This is a genomic window from Serratia sp. C2(1) (assembly GCF_036352655.1).
Lineage (GTDB): Bacteria > Pseudomonadota > Gammaproteobacteria > Enterobacterales > Enterobacteriaceae > Serratia > Serratia inhibens.
The window spans coordinates 2,714,953-2,735,811 of record NZ_JAZFBA010000001.1; the positions used below are offsets into that span (position 1 = coordinate 2,714,953).

At 57.9% G+C, this 20,859-nt stretch carries 23 protein-coding genes; 16 read left to right on the top strand and 7 right to left on the bottom strand.

The window, feature by feature from the left end; all coding sequences use genetic code 11:
- Nucleotides 1-72: 72 nt before the first annotated feature.
- Nucleotides 73-1,002: a LysR substrate-binding domain-containing protein gene (locus V2S86_RS12725; protein WP_330762716.1), complete on the bottom strand. Its 930-nt coding sequence runs from the start codon at nucleotides 1,000-1,002 to the stop codon at nucleotides 73-75.
- Between the two features lie 266 nt (nucleotides 1,003-1,268).
- Here V2S86_RS12725 and V2S86_RS12730 point away from each other — a divergent pair, with 266 nt between their 5' ends.
- On the top strand, nucleotides 1,269-2,423 hold the full coding sequence (locus tag V2S86_RS12730) for a pyridoxal phosphate-dependent aminotransferase (RefSeq protein WP_330762717.1): 1,155 nt from the start codon (nucleotides 1,269-1,271) through the stop codon (nucleotides 2,421-2,423).
- Between the two features lie 42 nt (nucleotides 2,424-2,465).
- Nucleotides 2,466-3,245 carry an ABC transporter substrate-binding protein gene (locus tag V2S86_RS12735; protein ID WP_330762718.1) on the top strand — a complete coding sequence of 260 codons (780 nt, stop codon included), beginning with the start codon at nucleotides 2,466-2,468 and terminating at the stop codon, nucleotides 3,243-3,245.
- Between the two features lie 64 nt (nucleotides 3,246-3,309).
- On the opposite strand, the gene ddlA is transcribed toward V2S86_RS12735, so the two are convergent.
- A complete protein-coding gene (ddlA, locus tag V2S86_RS12740; RefSeq protein ID WP_330762719.1) occupies nucleotides 3,310-4,413 on the bottom strand; it encodes a D-alanine--D-alanine ligase in 1,104 nt (367 codons plus the stop codon).
- Between the two features lie 169 nt (nucleotides 4,414-4,582).
- Between ddlA and V2S86_RS12745 the strand changes: the two genes are divergently transcribed.
- The 5 genes from V2S86_RS12745 to V2S86_RS12765 all read left to right on the top strand — a co-directional run bounded on the left by V2S86_RS12745 (nucleotide 4,583) and on the right by V2S86_RS12765 (nucleotide 10,209).
- Nucleotides 4,583-4,786, top strand: coding sequence for a ParD-like family protein (locus tag V2S86_RS12745; protein WP_006324220.1), 204 nt, complete (start codon nucleotides 4,583-4,585; stop codon nucleotides 4,784-4,786).
- A complete protein-coding gene (map, locus tag V2S86_RS12750; RefSeq protein ID WP_330762720.1) occupies nucleotides 4,783-5,577 on the top strand; it encodes a type I methionyl aminopeptidase in 795 nt (264 codons plus the stop codon). Before V2S86_RS12745 ends, map begins: the two co-directional genes overlap by 4 nt.
- Nucleotides 5,578-5,759: 182 nt before the next feature.
- Complete coding sequence (gene dld, locus V2S86_RS12755) at nucleotides 5,760-7,469, top strand: D-lactate dehydrogenase (protein ID WP_330762721.1); 1,710 nt, start codon at nucleotides 5,760-5,762, stop codon at nucleotides 7,467-7,469.
- 173 nt (nucleotides 7,470-7,642) lie between these two features.
- Complete coding sequence (locus V2S86_RS12760; RefSeq protein ID WP_330762722.1) at nucleotides 7,643-9,016, top strand: NAD-dependent succinate-semialdehyde dehydrogenase; 1,374 nt, start codon at nucleotides 7,643-7,645, stop codon at nucleotides 9,014-9,016.
- A 341-nt stretch (nucleotides 9,017-9,357) separates the two neighbouring features.
- A complete protein-coding gene (locus V2S86_RS12765) occupies nucleotides 9,358-10,209 on the top strand; it encodes a DMT family transporter (protein ID WP_330762723.1) in 852 nt (283 codons plus the stop codon).
- A gap of 55 nt (nucleotides 10,210-10,264) precedes the next feature.
- Here V2S86_RS12765 and V2S86_RS12770 read toward each other — a convergent pair whose 3' ends face one another.
- On the bottom strand, nucleotides 10,265-10,855 hold the full coding sequence (locus tag V2S86_RS12770; protein WP_062870008.1) for a Yip1 family protein: 591 nt from the start codon (nucleotides 10,853-10,855) through the stop codon (nucleotides 10,265-10,267).
- Nucleotides 10,856-11,058: 203 nt separating this feature from the next.
- On the opposite strand from V2S86_RS12770, the gene V2S86_RS12775 reads away from it, so the two are divergent.
- From V2S86_RS12775 to V2S86_RS12795, 5 genes are all read left to right on the top strand, one after another.
- On the top strand, nucleotides 11,059-11,529 hold the full coding sequence (locus V2S86_RS12775) for an acyltransferase (protein ID WP_330762724.1): 471 nt from the start codon (nucleotides 11,059-11,061) through the stop codon (nucleotides 11,527-11,529).
- Complete coding sequence (locus V2S86_RS12780) at nucleotides 11,526-12,068, top strand: GNAT family N-acetyltransferase (RefSeq protein WP_330762725.1); 543 nt, start codon at nucleotides 11,526-11,528, stop codon at nucleotides 12,066-12,068. The genes V2S86_RS12775 and V2S86_RS12780 overlap by 4 nt, the downstream gene beginning before the upstream one ends.
- 102 nt (nucleotides 12,069-12,170) lie before the next feature.
- Entirely contained in the window at nucleotides 12,171-13,007 is an 837-nt protein-coding gene (locus V2S86_RS12785; protein WP_330762726.1) for a DUF1460 domain-containing protein, read from the top strand.
- A 178-nt stretch (nucleotides 13,008-13,185) separates the two neighbouring features.
- On the top strand, nucleotides 13,186-13,998 hold the full coding sequence (locus tag V2S86_RS12790) for a MetQ/NlpA family lipoprotein (protein ID WP_330762727.1): 813 nt from the start codon (nucleotides 13,186-13,188) through the stop codon (nucleotides 13,996-13,998).
- Nucleotides 13,999-14,131: 133 nt separating this feature from the next.
- A complete protein-coding gene (locus V2S86_RS12795) occupies nucleotides 14,132-15,157 on the top strand; it encodes a MerR family transcriptional regulator (RefSeq protein ID WP_330762728.1) in 1,026 nt (341 codons plus the stop codon).
- Here the strand turns inward: V2S86_RS12795 and V2S86_RS12800 are convergent.
- Nucleotides 15,154-16,032: a LysR family transcriptional regulator gene (locus V2S86_RS12800; RefSeq protein WP_330762729.1), complete on the bottom strand. Its 879-nt coding sequence runs from the start codon at nucleotides 16,030-16,032 to the stop codon at nucleotides 15,154-15,156. The genes V2S86_RS12795 and V2S86_RS12800 overlap by 4 nt on opposite strands.
- A gap of 99 nt (nucleotides 16,033-16,131) precedes the next feature.
- Here V2S86_RS12800 and V2S86_RS12805 point away from each other — a divergent pair, with 99 nt between their 5' ends.
- The 3 genes from V2S86_RS12805 to V2S86_RS25465 all read left to right on the top strand — a co-directional run bounded on the left by V2S86_RS12805 (nucleotide 16,132) and on the right by V2S86_RS25465 (nucleotide 17,884).
- The gene (locus tag V2S86_RS12805) at nucleotides 16,132-17,058 is read left to right on the top strand and encodes a DMT family transporter (RefSeq protein WP_330762730.1); all 927 of its coding nucleotides are present in this window, start codon (nucleotides 16,132-16,134) and stop codon (nucleotides 17,056-17,058) included.
- A 102-nt stretch (nucleotides 17,059-17,160) separates the two neighbouring features.
- Nucleotides 17,161-17,697 (top strand): GNAT family N-acetyltransferase, encoded by a 537-nt coding sequence (locus tag V2S86_RS12810; RefSeq protein ID WP_330762731.1) that lies wholly within the window; start codon nucleotides 17,161-17,163, stop codon nucleotides 17,695-17,697.
- Between the two features lie 103 nt (nucleotides 17,698-17,800).
- Nucleotides 17,801-17,884 carry a membrane protein gene (locus V2S86_RS25465; RefSeq protein WP_017346848.1) on the top strand — a complete coding sequence of 28 codons (84 nt, stop codon included), beginning with the start codon at nucleotides 17,801-17,803 and terminating at the stop codon, nucleotides 17,882-17,884.
- A gap of 32 nt (nucleotides 17,885-17,916) precedes the next feature.
- Here V2S86_RS25465 and V2S86_RS12815 read toward each other — a convergent pair whose 3' ends face one another.
- A complete protein-coding gene (locus V2S86_RS12815) occupies nucleotides 17,917-18,834 on the bottom strand; it encodes a DUF808 domain-containing protein (RefSeq protein ID WP_330762732.1) in 918 nt (305 codons plus the stop codon).
- A gap of 91 nt (nucleotides 18,835-18,925) precedes the next feature.
- Nucleotides 18,926-19,321, bottom strand: a complete 396-nt coding sequence (locus V2S86_RS12820; protein WP_330762733.1) for a VOC family protein — start codon at nucleotides 19,319-19,321, stop codon at nucleotides 18,926-18,928.
- 77 nt (nucleotides 19,322-19,398) lie between these two features.
- On the opposite strand from V2S86_RS12820, the gene V2S86_RS12825 reads away from it, so the two are divergent.
- Entirely contained in the window at nucleotides 19,399-19,854 is a 456-nt protein-coding gene (locus V2S86_RS12825) for a GNAT family N-acetyltransferase (RefSeq protein WP_330762734.1), read from the top strand.
- Nucleotides 19,855-19,888: 34 nt separating this feature from the next.
- On the opposite strand, the gene pbpG is transcribed toward V2S86_RS12825, so the two are convergent.
- Nucleotides 19,889-20,818: a D-alanyl-D-alanine endopeptidase gene (gene pbpG, locus V2S86_RS12830; protein ID WP_311993506.1), complete on the bottom strand. Its 930-nt coding sequence runs from the start codon at nucleotides 20,816-20,818 to the stop codon at nucleotides 19,889-19,891.
- Between the last annotated feature and the right edge of the window lie 41 nt (nucleotides 20,819-20,859).

Genomic DNA, 20,859 nt, shown 5'->3' on the forward strand with positions numbered 1-20,859 from the left:
AGGATTAGTCAAAGTGAAAAAACAGTGTGACATACTCTTTTTCACCGCAGAAATAATTTGTAATGTTAAAAGTTACAAGCTGTTAGCGGAGACGGATAAGCCATTTTGCAACCGTGCTCGGCTTTGCGCCGCCTCTTCGCCCAGAAAATTGACCAGCGTGGCTAATGTCGCAGGCATCACCGCCCGTTCAGGATAGACCAAATAGTAGGCCGCGCCGCTGACCACGCTGAGCGGGAACGGCGTAACGACGCGCTGCGCCTGGATATCTTCTTCCAGCAGGCACAAGTCGCCGATGGCGATGCCAAAACCTTGCAACGCGGCACTCATCGCCAAATCCAGAGTATCAAAATGCTGCGCCTTGCCGGAAGGCAGCGTCTCCAGCCCCGCCGCCTTCAGCCACAGCAGCCAGTCGCGGCGATCGCGCGTGGGGTGCAACAGGGTTTTCTCCGCCAGATCGGCCGGGGTTGGCGGGCGGGCCAAATCGGGAAGGTAAGACGGCGTACAGACTGGCGTGAGGATTTCATCGAACAGGTGATGCACCGCCAGCTTTTTGCCCTGCGGCTGGCCGAACACCACAGCAGCATCGAAGTGCTCTGCACTGAAATCCAACCCGTGCGATACCGAAGCGGTCAGCTCGATATGCATTTCCGGGCGCTCGTTTTGCAATCGGATAATACGTGGTAACACCCAACGCATGGCGCAGGTCGGGCACTTGATGCGCAATGTGCCCGGTTGCGCCCCAACCCGCGCCAGCGCCTCACCCAGTTGCCCCAGCGCCTGCTGCACCGGCGCCAACAACATGGCACCCTGCGGAGTCAGCGTCAGCCCGCGCGCCCGGCGGCTGAACAGCGGATAACCCAGATGCTGCTCCAGCCCGAGGATCTGACGGCTGACTGCGCCTTGCGTCAGGTGCAGTGTCTGGGCGGCATGCGTGAAATTAAGGCGCTGAGCCACCACCACAAAAGTTTTCAAAACGTCGAGCGACGGCAGAGATGTCTGCATAGCGGGTTCCTCGATATCCCCGAAATTACAAGGATTCCCCAAAATAATTGGAACGACATCAAGGCGGCCAGTGAACGCAGCCCGATGAGCTGACATGAGTCAGTGATTCGGGTAAGCAAGCGCAGCCAACGCCGAGATCGTTTCAAGAATGAAGGGGAATCAGCCATGACTTTAACTCATGGCTAGTATGACAAACATTCCCTTGTCCGCCTACCGACACTGATGCTTAATCAATCAATACTTCCCCTTTCTTCCAGGAGCCAATCATGCAGAGCGCCTGCTCGCAACGCTCGAAGTTGCCGGATGTCGGCACCACCATTTTCACCGTAATCGGCCAGCTCAGCGCGGAGCACCAGGCTCTGAATCTCTCGCAGGGCGCCCCGAACTTCGCCTGCCAACCGCAATTGGTTGAGGCGGTGGCGCAAGCCATGCGCGCAGGTCATAACCAGTACGCGCCGATGAGTGGCGTGGCCGCATTACGCACTGCATTGGCAGATAAAGTTGAAAGATTGTATGGCACACGTTACGACGCCGACGACGAAATCACGGTCATCGCCAGCGCCAGTGAAGGATTGTATTCCGCCATCAGTGCGCTGGTGCACCCGGGTGACGAGGTGATTTATTTCGAACCGGCGTTCGACAGTTACGCGCCGATTGTCCGCCTGCAAGGCGCCACGCCGGTAGCCATCAAGCTGTCGTTGCGGGACTTGCACATTGACTGGGACGACGTCGCCGCCGCCATCAATAGCAAAACGCGGATGATCATCGTCAACAGCCCGCACAATCCAACCGGCAGCGTATTCGGCGAGCATGACATTGAGCGCCTGACCGCGCTGACGCGCAATACCGACATCGTGATCCTGTCCGACGAGGTTTACGAACACGTGGTATTCGACGGCGATATCCACCACAGCATGGCGCGGCACCCGCTATTGGCCGAACGCAGCGTGATTGTGTCGTCGTTTGGCAAAACCTATCACGTTACCGGCTGGCGCGTCGGTTACTGCATGGCGCCGGCGGCGCTGATGGATGAGATCCGCAAGGTGCACCAGTTTATGGTGTTCTCCGCCGATACACCGATGCAATACGCCTTCGCCGAAGCGCTGGGCAATCCGCAAAGCTATCTGGGACTTGCGGATTTCTATCAGCAAAAACGCGATTTGCTGGCCGACGCTTTGCAAGATTCGCGCTTTGAATTATTACCCAGCCGTGGCAGTTTCTTTATGCTGGCCCGCTTTAGCGGTTTCAGCAACGAAAGCGATAACGATTTTGCGGTGCGCTTAATCCGTGAAGCGAAAGTCGCGACTATCCCGCTGTCGGCGTTTTACAGCGACGGTACCGACACCGGCATCATCCGGCTAAGTTTTTCAAAAGATAACGAAACCCTGCTGGAAGGCGCACGCCGTCTGTGTCAGGTGTAATGCATTCACTTTTGGTTTGACCATGGGAAAAAGGCACTGACTATGAAATCACTGAAAACGCTGATCGCTGTGGGCTGCCTGCTGGCCGCCGGTTCTTCTCTGGCGGCGGAAAACACGCTGCGCTTCGGCCTGGAAGCGCTGTATCCGCCGTTCGAATCCAAATCCGCCAGCGGCACGCTGGAAGGCTTCGATATCGATCTGGGCAACGCGGTCTGCGCCGCCGCCCAGTTGAAGTGCAGCTGGGTCGAGACCTCGTTCGACAGCCTGATCCCGGCGTTGAAGGCACGCAAGTTCGACGCCATCAACTCGGCGATGAACGTCACCGACCAGCGCCGCCAGGCAATTGACTTTACCGACGCCATCTATCAGGTGCCTAACCGCCTGATCGCCAAAACCGACAGCGGCCTGCTGCCGAACGCCAAATCACTGGCGGGCAAACACGTTGGCGTGCTGCAGGGCTCGATTCAGGAAACCTACGCCAAGGCCCATTGGGCACCGCAGGGCGTAGACGTCGTCTCCTATCAGGATCAAAACCAGGCGTACCTTGACCTGACCGCCGGCCGCCTCGACGCCACGCTGGTGATGGCGCCCTCAGGGCAAAGCGGCTTCCTGGCTCGCCCGGACGGCAAGGGCTTCGCCTTCGTCGGCGATGCGGTCAACGATGACAAGATCCTCGGTGAAGGCATTGCCTTCGGCCTGCGCAAAGGGGATGACGCATTGAAGAAAAAGCTGAACGACGCGATCGTGAAAGTGAAGCAGCAAGGCACCGTGACCGCGCTGGCGAAGAAGTATTTTGGCGATATCGACGTGACGGTGAAATAAGTAAAAAGGGGCGAATACATTCGCCCCTTATCAATACCGCCGCAACCTGCGCCCAACCCGATTATTAGCGTTCAAACACCGAGCTGTTCAGCGCGCGATCCTGCTGATGGCGCTCCAGCGCCAGTTCGATCAACCGGGTAATCAGCTCGCTGTAGCTGACGCCGCTGGCGGCCCACAGTTTGGGATACATGCTGATATTGGTGAAGCCCGGCAGCGTGTTGATCTCGTTAATCACCACGTTGTTGTCCGGCGTCAAAAACACGTCGACGCGCGCCAGGCCGAAGCATTCCAGCGCCCGGAAGGCTTTTAGCGCCACGTCGCGAATTTTGTCGCTGACTTCCGATGCTATCTCTGCCGGCACCACTACCTGCGCGCCCTGTTCGTTGATGTATTTGGTGTCGTAGGAGTAGAAAGCGTCGCTCAGCACGATTTCACCACACAGGCTGGCCTGCGGTTCGTCATTGCCCAACACCGCGCACTCAATCTCACGGCCGACAATCGCCGACTCTACCAGCACCTTGTGATCGAAGCTGAACGCCAGCGCCAGAGCGGCGTCAAAGCCGGCCCGATCCTGCACCTTGCTGACGCCCACCGAAGAGCCCTGGTTAGCCGGTTTGATAAACAACGGCAGGCCCAAACGTTCGCTAAGCTGATCGAAACCGTATTTGCTGCGGTTGGTGCGCGTCAGGGTGACAAAGGGGGCAACCGCCAGCCCGGCATCGCGCAGCAGGCGTTTGGTGACGTCTTTGTCCATGCTGACCGCCGAACCCAACACACCGGCACCGACGAACGGCATATTGGCCATCCGCAACAGCCCCTGCAATGAACCGTCCTCGCCCAGCGTGCCATGCACGATCGGGAATACCACGTCGAGCTGGCCCAGTGCGCCGGCGCTGCTCGCCTCAATCAGTTGCTGTTTCTCCTGACCGGGGATCAGCGCCACATTTTTATTTGAGCGGTTCAGCGCGATCAGCGCCGGGTTTTCCGCATTCAGCAGATAATTGGAGGCATCGTTAATGTGCCATTGCCCCTGCTTGTCGATCCCCAGCAGCGTGACGTCAAACTTCTCTTTGTCGATAGCGTCCACAATGTTTTTTGCCGATTGCAGAGACACTTCATGCTCAGCCGATTTACCGCCAAAGATCACCCCAACCCGTAATTTAGTCACGCCCTGAATCCTTCTGAAAAATCATGCAAAAAAAGTCGTTTATCACAATAAACGCATTGCCCGACGGCGGCAATCGTTGTCATCAGGAAACTTCTTATGCCACGGAATGTACAATCCCCACCATCCAAACCATATACACTTCGTATATTCTTCCTTTAAGGAGCGGCCTATGGGCATTGTGAAAATTTCAGACGCGCTGCATGACGATCTGCGCCTCGCCAGCCTGACGATGACGCGTTCGATCAACGCGCAGGCGGAATACTGGATCAAGATCGGCATGCTGGCGGAGTTCCATCCAGAACTGACCTACCCCCAACTGGTAAAAAAAATGATGAAAGATAACGCGCTGACGCTGAAGGAGATTGTCGGGTGAAACAGATTGTGATCAAAACGCCGGAAGAGATCGCCAAAATGCGTCACTCTGGCGCACTGCTGGCCAAGGTGTTTGCTATGCTCGATGGGGTGATTGGCGAAGGCATGTCGACCATGGAAATTAACGATCGCGCCGAAGCCTTTATCGTCGATGAGTTGAAATCGCGCCCGGCCAGCAAGGGCCAGTACGATTTCCCTTACGTGCTGAATACCTCGATCGACGACGTGATCTGCCACGGCATTCCTTCGGCCAGCAAAATCCTGCGTTCCGGCATGATCGTTAACGTCGACATTACGCTGGAAAACGGCGGTTACATTGCCGACTCCAGCAAAATGTACTGCATCGGCCAGACTGCGCCATTGGCCAAACGGCTGGTGAACAACGTGTATGAGTCCCTGTGGCAAGGCATCCGCGCGGTAAAACCTGGCGCGACCTTGGGGGATATCGGCCATGCCATTCAGCAGCACGCGGAACAGGCCGGTTACAGCATCGTGCGTGAATACTGCGGCCACGGCATCGGCCGCGATATGCACGAGGAGCCGGCGGTGCTGCACTTCGGCCAGCCGGGCACCGGCATGGTGTTGCAAGAAGGGATGGTATTTACCATCGAACCCATGATTAACCAGGGCGACCACCGGATTAAGCAGAAGAAAGACGGCTGGACGGTGGTGACCCGCGACAAAAAACTGTCTGCCCAATGGGAGCACACCGTGGCGGTTACCGCAGACGGCGTGGAAATCCTGACGCTGCGTGACGAAGAGCGCCAGGCCGGGTACGCAGAACGTTATTAAGGCAATAAGCTATCAAGCTACTAAATTAATTTATCCGATGGATTTCAAACGGCGGTAACGGCAAGAACCACAGGCCAGCAGGAGTGCTGCATGCAGTGCCAGATTAATCGAGATGGGAGTATTCGCCCCCTGGGCAACCGCGCCGCCGTTTGAAAGACGACAGATATGACAGGGAGATCGGCATGACGCAGTCAGGTAATCAGGCATTTCTCGCTCAGCTCAAAGACATCGTCGGCAGCTCGCAGCTGTTGACCGGCGAACGCAGTACCGAACGTTATCGCAAGGGGTTCCGCTCCGGCGAAGGCAAAGCGCTGGCGGTGGTGTTCCCTACTCGCCTGTTGCAGCTATGGCGGATACTGGAGGCTTGCGTGGCCGCCGACAAAATCGTCATCATGCAGGCGGCGAACACCGGCCTGACCGAAGGTTCGACGCCCAGCGGCAACGATTATGACCGCGATATCGTCATCGTCAGCACCCTGCGGCTCGATCACGTGCAGGTGCTGGACAACGGCAAACAGGTGGTCGGCTTCCCCGGCAGCACCCTCAATCAGCTGGAAAAATTGCTGAAACCCTACGGCCGCGAGCCGCATTCGGTGATCGGCTCTTCCTGCATCGGCGCTTCCGTTATTGGCGGCGTGTGCAATAACTCCGGCGGTTCGTTGGTGAAACGCGGCCCGGCCTACACCGAAATGGCGCTGTACGCTCAGTTGGGTGAAGACGGCCAACTGCGGCTGGTGAACCATCTGGGGATTAAACTCGGCGATACGCCGGAAGAGATCCTTACCCGGCTGGAGAAAGGCGACTACCGGCCGGAGGACGTCGAGCACGGCGAACTGCGCGCCTCCGACAACGAATACGCCAGCCGGGTGCGCGACGTCGATGCCGATACCCCGTCCCGCTTCAACGCGGATAAACGCCGCCTGTACGAGGCCTCCGGCTGCGCCGGCAAGCTGGCGGTGTTTGCGGTGCGCCTGGACACCTTCGAGAAAGAAGGCAAAGAGCAGGTGTTTTATATCGGCACCAACGACACCGCCGTGTTGACCGAGCTGCGCCGCCATATGCTCGGCAAATTCGACAATCTGCCGGTGGCGGGCGAATATATGCACCGCGATATTTTCGATATCGCCGAAGTGTACGGCAAAGACACCTTTATGATGATCGACAAGCTCGGCACCGATCAAATGCCGCGTTTCTTCACCCTGAAAGGCCGCGTGGACGCCAGCTTCAACAAACTGCCGCTGCTGCCGCACAACCTGACCGACCGGCTGATGCAAGGCCTGAGCCACCTGGCCCCCAGCCATCTGCCGAAGCGGATGAAAGAGTACCGGGAACGCTTTGAACATCACCTGCTGCTGAAAATGGCCGGCCCTGGCGTCGACGAAGCGCAGCGGTATCTGAGCCAGTACTTTGCCCAGGCCAATGGCGCATTTTTCGCCTGCACCGCGGACGAAGGCAAAAAGGCTTTCCTGCACCGTTTCGCCGCCGCCGGCGCGGCGGTGCGCTACCATGCGGTACATGCCGACAAGGTAGAGGATATTCTGGCGCTGGATATTGCGCTGCGCCGCAACGATACCGAGTGGTTTGAAACCCTGCCGCCGGAAATCGACAGCCAACTGGTGCACAAACTGTATTACGGCCACTTTATGTGCCACGTCTTCCACCAGGATTACGTGGTGAAAAAAGGCGTCGACAGCCACGCGCTGAAAGAGCAGATGCTGGCGATCCTCGACCGGCGCGGCGCGGAGTATCCGGCCGAGCATAACGTCGGCCATCTCTACCACGCCAAGCCCGACCTGCAAGCGTTCTACCAATCTGCCGATCCGACCAACAGCTTTAACCCCGGTCTCGGCAAGACCAGCAAGCGGAAACATTGGGCCGGCAATACCCGGTAACATTTCCGCTTTCGGCCCGCGCCCCCGGCATACGGGGGCCAAGCCGAAGATCCCTTCTGCGTCTTCGGCCTTCTCTCCCCTATCGTCTAGACTTAAAGACCGGTGCAGCCGCTTTTGCTGCACCGTTCAAGGCGTATGTCATGCGTCACCATCCGCGACGAGAGGAACTCTTCATGCCATACCAAACGGTAAATCCTTTTAACAACCAACTGATCAAAGAGTACACACCGCATACTGACCAGCAGGTAGAGCAGGCATTGGCAAAGGCCGATGCGCTGTATCGCTCCGGCTGGGCCAAGGGCGATATCGACCAGCGGCTGCCGGTGCTGCACAAACTGGCGGACCTGATGGAAAGCCGGGTTGAGGAACTGGCGAAAATCGCCAGCCAGGAAATGGGCAAGCTGATCGCGCAAAGCCGCGGCGAAGTGAAACTCTGTGCCCAGATCGCCCGCTACTATGGCGACAACGCCAAAAAATTTCTCGCGCCGGTGCGCTATGAATCCAGCCTGGGCGAAGCCTGGGTAGAGCATCATCCGATCGGCGTGCTGATGGCGGTAGAACCCTGGAACTTCCCGTTCTACCAGTTGATGCGCGTGCTGGCCCCCAATCTGGCCGCCGGCAATCCGGTGCTGGTGAAGCATGCCGGCATCGTGCCGCACTGCGCGCAGGTCTTTGAACAATTGGTCGCCGAGGCCGGCGCGCCGCAAGGCGCCTACACCAATCTGTATATTTCGCAGCAACAGGTGGCCAACGTCATCGCCGACGACCGGGTGCAGGGCGTGGCGCTGACCGGCTCGGAAAAAGCCGGCAGCATAGTGGCCGCGCAGGCGGCGAAGGCGCTGAAGAAATCTACGCTGGAGCTGGGCGGCAACGACGTATTCGTGGTGCTCGACGACAGCGATCTCGCCAGAGCCGCCAAGATCGGTGCGCAGGCGCGGTTGAACAATGCCGGCCAGGTGTGTACCGCAGCCAAACGTTTTATCGTGCAAGAAAAAGTGGCGGAACCCTTCCTGCAAGCCTTTACCGAGCATTTCCGCGCGGTGAAAATCGGCGATCCGCTCGATGAAACCACCACCTTGGGGCCGCTGTCTTCCCGCGAAGCGCTGGAGGGCCTGGCCAAACAGGTCGACGCCGCGGTGAAAAACGGCGCCAAACTGCATTACGGCGGCAAGCCGATACCGCATGACGGCAACTTCTTCGAGCCGACGATACTGACCCACATCGGCCGTGACAATCCGGCGTACTTCGAAGAGTTTTTCGGCCCGGTGGCGCAGATCTATGTGGTCAAGGATGACGACGAGATCGTCAAACTGGCCAATGACTCCCACTACGGCCTCGGTGGCGCTATCTTCGGCACGGATATCGAGCGCGCCAAAAAGCTGGCCTCGCGCATCGAAACCGGCATGGTGTATATCAACTCCTTGACCGACACCGCACCCGAGCTGCCTTTTGGCGGCGTGAAGCGTTCCGGCTTCGGCCGTGAACTGTCTGATTTGGGGATCAAAGAGTTTGTGAACCAGAAACTGGTGGTGGTGAGCAAAGGCTAAACCTCAACCTCGGCGGGCGGCGTTAAGTTTATGTTGCGCCTCCCGCCGAACTTCACTATCTTTGATCCGTTAATCACTCCCTGCTTTCAGGAATATCAATGGCTCAGTTTGCGCACACCACAGACCCAACGAACACGCCGCTTCCGGCCGTCGTTCAGCTGTGCGCATCTTCCGCCCCTCCTGCCGTTTTCTCTGTCGTTACTGCGGTTGCCGCTTACCCGCCACGCGCTGTGGTTGTGCGCTAAGCCAAACCGAATTTTACCTCCAGCTTTCTTATTTGCGCTCAGGCGTAGGCCGTTGCGCGTGCTGGAGATTGTCATTTTCACGACAGGTGAAACCGAATGCGATTTATCACTCAATGGGCCAATGCCGGCCTGGCTACGCTGTTCGTCCTGCTTTGGAGCAGCGGCGCAATTTTCTCCCGCTGGGGGCTGGAGCATGCCTCCGCCTTCGCCTTCCTGTTCTTCCGCTGCGCCATCGCTCTGGCGCTGCTGCTGGCGATCGGCCTGTGGCAGCGGCAATGCCTGCCCGCTCGCGGCACCCGGTGGCGCGTGGCATTGATCGGGCTGTTGATGATCGGCAGTTACCAGATTAGCTATCTGCTGGCGTTGGAACAGGGCATCACGCCCGGCGTGCTGGCGACGCTGCTCGGCGTGCAGCCGATACTCACCCAGTTCATTACCGAACGCCGCTGTACCGGGTTGCGCGGCCTCGGCCTGTTGCTGGCGATGGCCGGGCTGACGCTGGTGGTGTACCAAAGCCTGGCGATCGCCCATTTCTCCCTGCCCGGCATGCTGTGCGCCTTTATTGCGCTGGGCTGCATGACCGCCGGCACGCTGCTGCAAAAAGGCATGAGTCAGCCGCCGCTGGCGGTGTTGCCGTTGCAGTACGGCGTCGGGTTGCTGATGTGCTCACTGGTGTTACCGTTCGAGCCGCTGCGGGTCGAGTGGAGCATGGCGCTTATCGTGCCGCTGCTGTGGATGGCGGTGGTGATTTCCGTGCTGGCCACCTTCTTGCTGTACCGGCTGATCCAACGCGGCAATCTGGTGCAGGTCACCAGCCTGTTTTACCTGATCCCGGCGGTCACCGCCCTGTTGGACTACCTGTTGCTCGGCCATGCGTTGGCGGCTATGAGTATGCTGGGCATGGCGGCCATCGTCCTCGGCGTAATGCTGGTGTTCCGTAAGCCGTAAAACGCAAAAGCCCCTCATGCCGGGTGGCATGAGGGGCAATATCAAAACATCGTTCTCAGAATAACCAGGAACCATACCCCCACAGCAGCACCGTTACCCCGAGCAAAAACTCAAGCAGCAGGATGCCGATGGCAAAAGTGGAGCTGGAAAAAATAAAGCCTTCTTTACTGTCGATATTCAGGAAATGGGGAATACCCAGATTCAGCAGATAGCCCGAATAGCACAGGCCAATCACGCCGACAAACAGACATAGCCACACGACAGGATAGAGAGCGACTATACCGCTCAGAAACATCGGGGTAGCGACATAGCCGGCAAACACCATACAACGGTGCAAACTCGGGCGTGCTTCATAACGCCGCGCCATCCAGTGGATCACTTTACCCATGATCGCCACACCCGCCAGCATCAATAGGTAGAACGCCACTGCGGTATAAAGTGCGGTAAACATATCGAGCCGGATCGCATGTCCTTCTCCGGAAAGCCAGCCCAACTGAGTGGTGCCGATAAAGGCGCAGACCACAGGGATCGCCGCCAGCAGCAGCACGTGATGGGTGTAAAGGTGCGAGACGCTTTCGTTCTCGCTTTTAATGTGTTCGAACTCGGTGCTTGGATGCGCCAAAAGTCCCCAAACATGATTAACCATAAGACACCTCCTCCATCGCCGTAGGTCGCGATCGGCGAACGAATTTCCCTCTGACGGCTTGTTGACCGTGCGAGGATTGCGGCCACGGGGCTCTCTCCCCCTGTACTAATTATAGTCTTTCGCTGAAAAAACGTTCGGAAAGCACAGACGCGGCGGCAGTTTGTTTTATAATCCCTCCATTGTGGAAAGCCGTGAGGAATGCCATGTCACCTGCCATAAACATCCGCCAGGCGGGAATTGTCGACATTGAAGTCGGGCGCAACGTCACCGTGATCGAACCCAGCAATCTGTACGGTTGCCGGCTCGGTGACGACGTTTTTGTCGGACCCTTTGTCGAGATCCAAAAAAACGTCAGCATCGGCGCCCGCAGCAAAATCCAGTCGCACAGCTTTATCTGCGAATATGTCACCCTCGGGGAAGACTGCTTTGTCGGTCATAACGTTACCTTCGCCAACGATCTGTTTAAAGACGGCGCCCCCAACGCCGATGCCGCCAGTTGGGGCCGTACGCAGATTGGCGATCGGGTTGCCATCGGTTCCGGCGCTACCGTGCTGGCGGTGAACATCTGCAGCGGCGCGGTGATCGGAGCCGGATCTGTGGTCACCAAAGACATCACCCGTAAAGGGATCTACGCAGGCAATCCGGCACGTCTGCTGAGAGCGCTGGCCCCATGAGCCAGGCTATCCATATCGCCCCCGTCGCCCAGTTGCCCGACGGGTATCTGGAAAGCTGTGATTTCAGTTTCCCGGTCGCCCACTACGCCCAACCGGTTTTCGGTGCCCCGGTCGACAGCTGGCCGTTGCGGCCGGTCACGCCGTTTCGCAAGCACTATCCGCTGGCCCCCTTCATCAATGAGGAAAGCGAAACCTTTCTGGCACGCCACCGAGGGGAAGCCGTCGGCCACATCACGCTGAGCAAAAACTGGAACGGCTATGCGCTGATTGAAGAAATTGTCGTCAGCGCCCATGTGCGCCGCCTGGGCGTTGCCACCGCGTTGCTGGATGCCGCACGCCGCTGGGCACAGCAACAGGAAACCCCGGGGTTGATGCTGGAAACGCAAAACAATAATCTGAACGCCTGCCGTTGTTATCAGCGCTTCGGTTTTATTCTCGGCGGTATCGATCACCTGCTGTATCGCGCTCAGCCGGATATTGCCGACCATGAAATCGCGTTATTTTGGTATCTGCCGTTTAATAACGAAATCGGTTACTGATTTTTGACCGGCGTTTAGGCTATGTTTAATTATTAACCACCCGCCTTATGGTGAGAACTGTTATCATTTATATGATCACGGACTAAACCATTGGAGGGTTAAATGTACAAGGTTGTTTCATTGATGTTAGTTATAGCGATAAGCGGATGCGCGGATAAAAATCATCGGCCGCCAACTAATGAATCCGGTGCCACAGTCACTCCCCCGGCGGCGGCATCGATAAACCTGGACGACGAGACGTCAAGTAAGCTCAACGACATCCTCGCCAAACGCGCCACCTGGCCAGCCGGACAGGACAACGGCCAAACTATCAATCTGATCTCTCAGCAATTTCTGGGTACGCCTTATGTGGCCAACAAACTGATAGGCTCGCAGAGTACGCCGGAAAAGCTGGTGATCGACTTCCGCGGCCTGGATTGCTTTACCTATATCGACTACGTAGATGCACTGAGCAAATCGCACAACCAGGCTGAATTCGTTCAACGCCTGATCCAGACTCGCTATGCCCATAGCGACATCAGTTTCCAGCAGCGTAAACACTTCTTCACCGACTGGGCGCAGGTCGCCAAAACAAACGCGACCGACATTACCGCTCAACTCAGCCCGCGCGCGGTGACGCTGGTAAAAAATCTGAACCAAAAGGCCGACGGCGGCAGTTATCTGCCCGGCCTGAAAAACGTTCAGCGCAGCATCACTTATCTGCCCAGCGATGTGATTGACGACAAGGTGCTGGCCCAGTTGCGCACCGGCGATTACATCGGTATTTACACCAATCTTGCCGGATTGGACGTCACGCACACCGGCATCTTTATCATGACCGAAAACGGTCCGATGTTGCGTAACGCTTCTTCGCGCAAGGAAAACATGAAGGTGGTGGACTCGCCCTTTATGGATTACGTGATCAAGACGCCGGGCATCATCGTGCTGCGCGCCAAATAACCGCCCCTTCGGCCCCTATGGCTTTCAAGGCCCAATCTGAAAGCCATAGCCTCTATACAACTCCCTGTTATTACCTATAACCCTTTGTGCTGAGCAAGCGTTTGACTTCACCGCGGCTTCAGGCTTAGCTAACAGCACAAAACCAACTGATTTTACTGTTTTTTTCAGGGAGAACACGATGTTAAAGACCTGGCATTTTACCGCCTTGATGGCGGCGTTTGCCGCCACGCTGGCGCTGCAGGGGTGCGATCGGCCGGTAGACCAGAATCATATCAAGGTCGGGGTTATCAACGGCGCGGAGCAGGACGTGGCGGAAGTCGCCAAACAGGTAGCGAAAGAGAAATACGGTCTGGAGGTTGAACTGGTCGGCTTCAGCGGTTCTCTGCTGCCAAACGACGCCACCGATAAAGGCGAGCTGGATGCCAACGTATTCCAGCACCGGCCGTTCCTCGAACAGCAAAACAGAGATCACGGTTACAAGCTGGTGGCGGTGGGCAATACCTTCGTGTTCCCGATGGCCGGCTATTCGAAAAAAATCAAATCGCTGAAAGAACTGCAGGATGGTGCCGTCATCGCTATTCCGCTGGATCCGACCAACCTCGGTCGCGCGTTGCTGCTGCTGGAGAAAACCGGCCTGATTACGCTGAAACCGGGTAAAGGTTTGCTGCCGACCTCGCTGGATATCAGCGCCAACCCGCATAACTACAAGATTATGGAGCTGGAGGGCGCGCAATTGCCGCAGGTACTGGATGATCCTAAAGTCACCGTAGCTATCATCAGCACCACCTACATCAACCAGACCGGGCTGACGCCAACCAAAGACGGCATCTTTATCGAAGACAAGGATTCGCCGTACACCAATATCATCGTCACGCGCGAAGACAACAAAGACGCGCTGAACGTGCAAAACTTCGTCAAGGCCTACGAGTCGGACGAAGTGGCCAAAGCCGCCGAGAAAATTTTTAACGGCGGTGCGGTAAAAGGCTGGTAAGCAAGCGGTTCCCTTCCTTGCGGGTGCCATTTTCGGCGCCCGCCACTTTCCTGAAAATATCCCCTTCCGCGCTATTGACCCTCACGTCGCGTCAGGCTTTAGTATCCCTGCACGCACTGGGGAGGAGCACGTCATGTTATTGAAAGTGGGCGAACTGGCCCGCCGTTCCGGCATTACCGTCAGAACGCTGCATTATTACGACAGCATTGGTTTGCTGATCCCTTCTGCGCGTTCCGACGCCGGGTATCGTTTATACGACCGGGCTGACATCACCCGCTTGCACCATATTCAGGCGTTGCGCCGAATGGGGGTCCAGCTTGCGGAGATCGGGGCACTTCTGGCACGTTCAGGCATGGCGTTAACCGCGGTGATTGAGCAGCAAATAACCATGCTGGATCGGCAGTTGGCGCAGACTGTCGCGTTGCGAGACCGTTTGCAGCATATGCATGCCCAGCTCACCGCCGGGAACGAGCCGGAACTGAACGACTGGCTGACTACGTTGGAGTTAATGACCATGTACGACAAATACTTTACCGCAGACGAACTGGCGCAGTTGCCTTTCTATCAGGTCGATCGGGCGCGCAATCAGGAATGGGGCGAACTGGTCGGCAACATGCGCCAGTTGATCGATAGCGGCGTCGAAGCGCAAGCGCCGCAGGCGCAGGCTCTGGCGCGGCGTTGGATGCAGATGCTGGAACGCGACACCGCGCATAACCCGGCGTTTCTTACCCGGCTTAACGCCATGCACGCCGATGAACCCTCAATGCGCGAACAAACCGGCATCACCCCGGCCATGACTGACTATGTCACCCGTGCCTTTGCCGAAACCAAGCTGGGGATTTATCAGAAATATCTGTCGGAGGAAGAATACGCCTACGTGCGCCGACACTACTTTACCCGCCTGCACGAATGGCCGGTGCTGATCGCCCAGTTCCATCAGGCGCTAAGAGACGGCGTGCCGCCGGCGTCCGCTCAGGCGAAGCAACTGGCGGCCCAATGGCTGGCGCTGTTCCAGTCTTATGCCGGCACAGACCCGGCGACCCAGATGAAAATTCGCCAGGCAATGGAACAAGAGCCGACGCTGACCGAAGGCACTTGGTTGACCCCGGCGCTGCTGAGCTATCTGCAACAGGCAGTGGCGCAGCTGATGCGGGGCTAGGCAAGGTTATCCACCAGCCGGGTGATCCCCGCCACGCCCGCGTAGCATTCCAGTAAAAATGCCGTCACGGCGGCGATGCCCGGTGCATGGCGAATGTCGTCATGCACCGTTAGCCAGACTTCGCGCCGCAGCCCAAGCGGCGGCGCCAGGCGTTCAAGCCCCAGCTCCTGCGCGACAAAATGCGGCAGCAGCGCAATGCCCGCGCCGGCCGCAGCGGCGGCAGCCTGAATCATCAGATCGTTGCTGCGCATCACCAGCGGCCGAGGCCCGGCCTGCTCCAGCAACCATTTTTGCTGCGCCGAAGCGGCCCGTTCATCGTGATAGCCGATAAACCCCCGCTCCACCTCCGGCGTGTCTTGCAGATAACCGGCGTTGGCGTACAGCCCGAACTCGACGGTGCCGATTTTTCTCGCCACCAGATCGCTTTCAGTGACGCGGCTGAGCCTGATGGCAATATCCGCCTCGCCGCGCAGCAGCGATACGTTGGCGGTATCGGCCAGCAAAACCAGGCGCAGATCCGGATAACGGCGCTGCAACTCGGCAATACGCGGAGCGATCAGTTTCAGCCCCATCACCGGCGGCACGCTCAGCGTCACCTCACCCGCGACGCCCTGTCGCCCACTGAGGGCGGCGCGGCTGACGGCGAAGGCGTTGAGCGTCATGCTGTCCCCTTGCGCCGCGATGCGCTGCCCGTCGGTGGTGAGCAGGTAGCTGCGCGGGCGGCGATCCACCAGTTTTAACGCCAGCGATGCTTCCAGGCTGGCGATGCGGCGGGCAACGGTGGCGTGATCGACCTGCAAACTGCGGGCAGCGCCTGACAGCGACTTCTCGCGCGCAAACACCATGAAGTAGTGCAAATCTTCCCAATTGAACATGGGTGTTTTCTCACATCAAAAGTGAATATATAGGGGATTTTACCGCAACAATCCGTGGCGCAAACTGTTTTTGTTTATTCCACACCATAGGAAATCACCATGAAAACTTCGCTGCCACTGGCCTATCTGGGGGTAATTATCGCCACCTTTTTCTGGGGCACCAACTTCAATGCCGGCGCCTATATCATCGCCCATCAGCCGCCGATCACCGCGTCGATTGAGCGCTTCAGCCTGGCGACGCTGGCGCTGTTGCTGCTCTTCGGTCTGCGCGGGCAGTTACGCTTCAGTACGCTGAGGGACAACTGGCCGACCTACCTTGGGCTGGGCGTGCTCGGCTTTACGTTGTTTAACCTGTGCACTTTTTTCGGCCTGCAATCCACCACGCCGATCAACGGTGCGCTGATCCTCGCCACCACGCCGCTGTGGACAATGCTGTTCGGGATATTTTGGGAGCATGAAAAACTGAGTGGGTCACGTGCCGCCGGCCTGCTGGCGGGTTTTATCGGCGTAACGCTGGTGATCGCCAAAGGCAGCCTGCAAACGCTGTTGCGGTTGGAAATCAACCCCGGCGACGGCATTATCCTGCTCGGCAGCCTGGCCTGGGCGCTGAATATGGTCGGTACCCGGCGGCTGGTGCATAACGCCACCGCCATCGAAACCACCAGCTATTCGATGCTGTTCGGCACATTGGCCCTGCTGCCGTTAGGGTTTGCCTTCGAAAATCCGCTGCAAAGTCTGGCTTCCGCCAGCCTCAGCGTGCATGCGGCGGTGGTTTATCTGGCGCTGTGCGGATCGCTGCTGGCCTATCTGTTGTGGTTCAACGGGTTGGAAAAAATCGGCTCGGTGCGCACCGCCATTTTCTTCAATCTGGCACCGGTCTTCACCATGCTGGTGGCCACCCTCACCGGCACTGCACCCAATGTTTGGCAATTGGCCGGGACGGTTTGGGTTATCCTCGGCGTGCTGCTGGCCTCCGGCGCAGTAAAACGCCTGGCGCCATGGCACCGGGCCAGCAGACAACGATAGTTTTTTTTATCACTGGCATAAAAAAGCCCAATTTACCTTGGCGGCGAACGGGGAGCATAATGCGCTTATCTTCTGATTTCTCAAGGTAAAAAGAGAACCCTTATGCCCCTCTCCGCCCCGTTGACCATCACCGACGCCACACCGGATGACCTGGCCGCCGTACAACAGATCTACGCCTACCACGTGCTTTACGGCGCGGCATCCTTTGAAGAAACGCCGCCCACGCGGGAAGAAATGCAGCAACGGTGCAGCAAGGTACAGGAAGCCGGACTGCCCTGGCTGGTCGCCAAACGGGAGGATCGCGTAGTGGGCTACTGTTACGCCACACCCTATCGGCCGCGCCCGGCCTACCGATTTACCGTAGAAGACTCGGTGTACATCGCCGAAGGTCTGCAGGGTAACGGCATCGGCAAAGCGCTGCTGGCCGAACTGATTGCCCGTTGCGAACGCGGCCCCTGGCGGCAGATGCTGGCGATCGTCGGCAATGCCGAAAACAATCAAGGCTCGCTGGCCCTGCATCGGACATTGGGCTTTACCAGCGTGGGGACATTGAACGCGGTAGGGTTTAAATTTGGTGACTGGCGCGATACCCACATCATGCAGCGCGCGCTGGGCGAAGGCGATGCCACGCCGCCTTAATCGGCAATGCGGCGGGCAATTTGCAAAATATCAGCTACAGTAAATAATGATTTCATTAGGTTAGCGAGAGCTCACGCCCCCTTAACCCCCTTGGGAGAGATAAATGAAAATTATTCTGTGGATTATCGCCATTATCTTTATCGTTGGCCTGCTCACCATTACCGGCGTCTTCAAGCTGATCTTCTAAAACGTGCCCGCGCCACCCGGCGCGGGATCGCATCAGGCTTTGAAGCGCCCGCGAATGGCACCCAGAGCCGAAACCACCAGCAGCACCACACCGCCGGCAATCAGGCCGAACACCACGTTGAGCAACGCGGGGATCACCCCCTGCAGAATATGGCCGAAGGTCGGTACTACGGTCGCATACGACGCCCAGTCTTCGAACAAATGATGCACCGGAGGCAGGCCGTGGGTCAGAATACCGCCGCCGACCATAAACATGGCGACAGTACCGACGATCGACAGGGTTTTCATCAGGTAAGGTGCTGCACTGACAATGCCACTGCCAATCGAACGCGCCAACGCACTGGCTTTTCGGCTCAGGTACAGCCCCAGATCGTCGAGCTTGACGATGCCGGCCACAATGCCGTAAACGCCGATCGTCATCACAATCGCGATACCGCTCAGCACAATCACCTGCTGGCTGAAGCTCGCCCCGGCCACGGTGCCGAGGGTGATGGCGATAATCTCGGCAGACAGCACGAAATCGGTGCGGATTGCCCCTTTCACCTTGCGCTGCTCGTAGGCCGCCACGTCTTCATTGGCGTCCAGTTGTTCTTTTTCCTCCTCCCCTTGTTTGCCGTGGGTCAGGCTGTGGAACACTTTTTCAAAGCCTTCGTAACACAGGTAGGCACCGCCCACCATCAGCAGCGGCGTGATCGCCCAGGGGGCGAAGGCGCTGATCAACAGCGCCAGCGGCACCAGAATCAGCTTGTTGATAAACGAGCCTTTGGCTACGCTCCACACCACCGGCAGTTCGCGATCGGCCGTTACCCCGCTAACCTGCTGCGCATTCAGCGCCAGATCGTCCCCCAGCACCCCGGCGGTCTTTTTCGCCGCCATTTTTGTCATCAACGAGACGTCGTCCAGCAACGAAGCGATGTCGTCGATTAAAGTCAGTAAGCTACTTCCGGCCAAAATGGTCATCCTTATCAAATTTCATTAAACCCTGCCCGTTTAGCATAGCGGTAAACAGCCCCGAATGGGTATAGGAGGATGTCGCGGTTGGTCAGGTGGCCGGCACGTTCAGCTGCCAGGAGAGCCCAAAACGGTCGTTCAGCCAACCGAAACGTGCGCTGAAGCCGTAGTCATCGAGCGGCATCAACACTTCACCGCCCTCCGCCAGGCGGGCGAATATCCGTTCAAGTTCGGCTTCGGTCGCCAAATTAACGTGGAGAGATACCGCCGGGGTAAAGCTGAAATCATGGCTGACCGGGCTGTCGATAAACACCAGATTCTGCCGGTCAAAGTCTATCGAGGCGTGTTTGATTCGTCGCTGCCCGTCGGGCGTCTCGTCATAATGCAGCAGCTGCTGGACCCTGAAACTGCCGAACAACTCGCTGTATAGATCGATAGCCTGCCGGGCATCGCCCTGAAACATGATAAAGGTTGCAACCTGACTCATAGGATCCCTCTCTCGCATGCGATAGTGTATGGATTGATGATAGCGGATGAATAAACCGCCGCCAAAAAGGAGGAAAGATGGCAATCACCTATCGCCTGGCACAGTTGAACGATCTGGCCGGCCTTCAGGCGCTGTATCAGGAATTGCGTCCGCAGGATCCGCCGCTGCGCCCGGATAGCGCCCAGCGCACTTTGCAACGTTTGCTGGACAACCCGGCGATTCGTCTGGTGGTCACCGCCGACGGTGAACAGCCGGTGGCGACCTGCATGCTGGCGATGGTGCCGGGGTTGGTTCATCAGGCTCAGCCGTTCGGCATCATTGAGCACGTGGTCACGGCACCGCCGTATCGCGGGCAAGGCATTGCCCTGGCGATGCTGGAATACACCTTGCAACTGGCGTGGCGTAAAGGGTGCTACAAAGTGATGCTGCTTTCCGGCCAGCAGCGCACCGGGGCGCACCAGTTGTATCTGCGCGCCGGGTTCGACGGCGATCGGGAACGGGGTTTTGTCATCCGGCGCCCTGAGGGCCGATAGCGGCCTGCGGTTTCCACCGCAGGCCAGGCCGGGATTATTCGGTTTCGTTCTTCGCCAGACGGGCGTCTTTTTGGCGGCGATAGTCGCGGGCAGCGGCCGGGATCGGCGTTACCTTGCCGGTTTCGATCCAGCTGCGCAGGCGGTTGGCGTCGGCAAAGTGGGTGTACTTGCCGAACGCGTCCAGCACCACCAGCGACACCGAGCGGCTACCGATCATGGTGCGCATCGCCAGGCAATGCCCCGCTTCGTTAGTGAAGCCGGTTTTGGTCAACTGGATGTTCCATTTCGGGTTGTATACCAAATGGTTGGTGTTGCGGAACGGCAGCGTATAGTTGGGATCCTTGAAGCTCGCCATGCGCTCGGTGGTGGTGCTGAGCTGGCCAATCAGCGGATATTGCTTGGTGGCGATCAGCAGCTTGGTCAGGTCACGCGCAGTCGAAACGTTATGAATCGACAACCCGGTCGGCTCCACATAACGGGTATTGGTCATGCCGAGCGATCTCGCCTTGGCGTTCATCGCCTTGATAAAGGCACCGTAACCGCCCGGATAGTGATGCGCCAGGCTGGCGGCGGCGCGGTTTTCCGACGACATCAGCGCCAGCAGCAGCATGTCTTTGCGGGTGATTTCACTGTTCAGGCGCACGCGGGAATAAACGCCTTTCATTTCTGGCGTCTGGTGGATATCCACCGACAGCATTTCATCCAGCGGCAGATGGGCATCCAGCGTCACCATGGCGGTCATCAGCTTGGTGATGGAGGCGATCGGCACCACCTCATCCGGATTGCGCGCATACATCACTTTGTGGGTCTGCATATCCACCACCATCGCACTGCCGGAAGCCAGTTCAGGCTGGGCGGCATGGGCGGCGGCGTTATTTTCGCTGGCCAGCGCGCGCGGCGCGATGCCTGCTCCCGCCTGCAAAGCGAGCAGGGTTAGTACCAAAACACGTATTTTCACATGCATTACTCTGTCACTGGAGAAGATGAAGGTCTTATTTGGCAGAA